General features: G+C 57.9%; 2 protein-coding genes. Both read left to right on the plus strand.

Features of this window, described 5'->3' with window-relative positions; all coding sequences use genetic code 11:
* Positions 1-166 precede the first annotated feature (166 nt).
* Positions 167-382 carry a hypothetical protein gene (locus tag Q7U76_12645; protein MDO8357231.1) on the plus strand — a complete coding sequence of 72 codons (216 nt, stop codon included), beginning with the start codon at positions 167-169 and terminating at the stop codon, positions 380-382.
* The gene (locus tag Q7U76_12650; protein ID MDO8357232.1) at positions 379-1,896 is read left to right on the plus strand and encodes a diguanylate cyclase; all 1,518 of its coding nucleotides are present in this window, start codon (positions 379-381) and stop codon (positions 1,894-1,896) included. The genes Q7U76_12645 and Q7U76_12650 overlap by 4 nt, the downstream gene beginning before the upstream one ends.
* The last annotated feature ends 143 nt before the right edge of the window (positions 1,897-2,039 follow it).

A 2,039-nucleotide genomic window follows, 5' to 3' on the forward strand; every position in this document is an offset into this window, starting at 1 on the left:
CGTGAAGCGTATCTCGTTGAGGATAAGAGCGTATGGCTAGTGGCTTATAGCTGGTAGCAAAGACGCCCACTCTCCATTTCTGACCATACGCTATTGGCTATACGCCATATGCTCTTTTCTTTGGACGAGATACGAACGACGCTTCACGAAAGACGTAGGAATAACCATGGGCATTGAATTCAGCCAGATCCATAACCTGGTTCGCACCTATCAGCGGATCTTACAGGTACCGACGAGCCAGTCATCTCACGAAGACAAGGACGTTGCAGAGGTAGAGGATCGGGTGTCGATCTCGCCGGAAGCGAGAGCGCAGAAAGAGCCATCCCGAATGGAGCCGATATCGGGAGGATTTCATCAACAGGACAAGGAGCGTCCGATATGAACAGGCAGGCAAGTTCCGACTACGCCGATCCCATTCCCGGTCGCGCCTCCACGCCCCCCAAGGAAAAGGATCGACGGCCCTGCCTGTTCGTCGCGGGCCGTGCCGCCTTTCAGCGCAAAACTGTCTGGACACGTCTCGAAGCATCGGGAAATCAAGTCTGCCGATTCACCGGACCAGCGGCGCTTCTCGCCGCAATCGAATCCACATCGCCCGATGCGATTTTCTGCGAGGTGACTACCGCGCCTGAGCCGGCCTTTGAGCTGTTGAACCGATTGGCCGCTGTGCAAAGCGACGCCTGTGTGATCTTGATGGGACCGGACCTCGGCGCCGAACAGGTGGCGCGATGCCTGCGGGACGGCGCATTCGACTATCTGACGGTTCCCGTACCCGTCATACGAGTGCTTGATGCCTTGCAGAAGGGGCTCATCAATCGTCAGGCGTTTCAGGCCGTGCGCGATCTTTCCGGACAACTCGCACAGGTGAACGCCTCCTTGGCGGGTGAGCGGGATGTCCTTCGGCAATGGAATATCAAGCTGTCGCTGCTCAATCACCTGACGCAAGCTTTGGCGGGCCCCTTGAATAGCGAGTCCATTGCACGGTCCCTGTTCAACGGCCTTGCCGGGCTCGTCCCGGTGGATGTCATCGGACTCGGCAGGCCGGATCCCCATCGTGTCTGGACATGGTCTCGAACGACGGCCTACGAGGCTCAAGAACAACGAGTGCGCGCGCATCTCCTCAGCCGATTCAATGCGCAGGCCGCTCCGGTTTCTCAGGCCCATACACAGGTGCTTCGATGGTCGAGCGGTCTCCCGGCGTCCGAACGGCCTGCGCAGATGACCATCCCGCTGACCTTTTCGCCTAAAAGCCAGGGGCTCTTGTATGTCGAGCGGCAGCAGGGCACCTTCTCGGAATCCGAACTCCAATTGTTGTCCATGGTCGCCACGTCGCTGTCGCTGGCACTCCACAATGCCGCCATCCATCAGCAGATGCAGGAATTGGCCTCGCGCGATGGTTTAACCGGACTCCTGAACCGGCGGGCACTCGAAGAAGTCCTCTCGCGAGAACTCAAAGCAGGCACGCGCTACCGTGCATCCGCCTGTCTGATCTTAGTCGATGTGGATCACTTTAAGCAGGTGAACGATCTGTTCGGGCATGTGGGAGGCGATCGGGTTTTGACGGAGATTGCGACGGTCATGCAGGAAGCCGTGCGGGATACCGATTCAGTGGGCCGGTACGGAGGCGAAGAGTTCGGGATTGTGCTGCCCCATACCGATCTCACCCGCGCCTCGGTGCTCGCAGAACGGCTGCGGTATCAGATCGAACATCATGTATTCGGCGTGGACGGTGAATCGGTGAGGATCACGGTCAGCGTGGGCATTGCACAGATCCCGGACAAAACAATCGGTACGGTGCCCGAATGGATGGCCGCAGCCGATGCCGCACTCTACGAAGCCAAGGGTTGCGGGCGTAACGGGGTGGTGATTCATACGACGGACAAATGCGCTTGCGCGTGAAACGTCGTTCGTATCTCGTCCAAAGAAAAGAGCATATGGCGTATAGCCAATAGCGTATGGTCAGAAATGGAGAGTGGGCGTCTTTGCTACCAGCTATAAGCCACTAGCCATACGCTCTTATCCTCAACGAGATACGCTTCACG

The organism is Nitrospirota bacterium (assembly GCA_030645475.1).
In the GTDB taxonomy this organism is placed as follows: Bacteria; Nitrospirota; Nitrospiria; order Nitrospirales; family Nitrospiraceae; genus Palsa-1315.

Bases quoted from the DNA above. Each gene is read 5' to 3' on its own strand.
- Q7U76_12645 (MDO8357231.1), top strand. From the start codon at position 167: ATGGGCATTGAATTCAGCCAGATCCATAACCTGGTTCGCACCTATCAG.
- Q7U76_12650 (MDO8357232.1), top strand. From the start codon at position 379: ATGAACAGGCAGGCAAGTTCCGACTACGCCGATCCCATTCCCGGTCGC.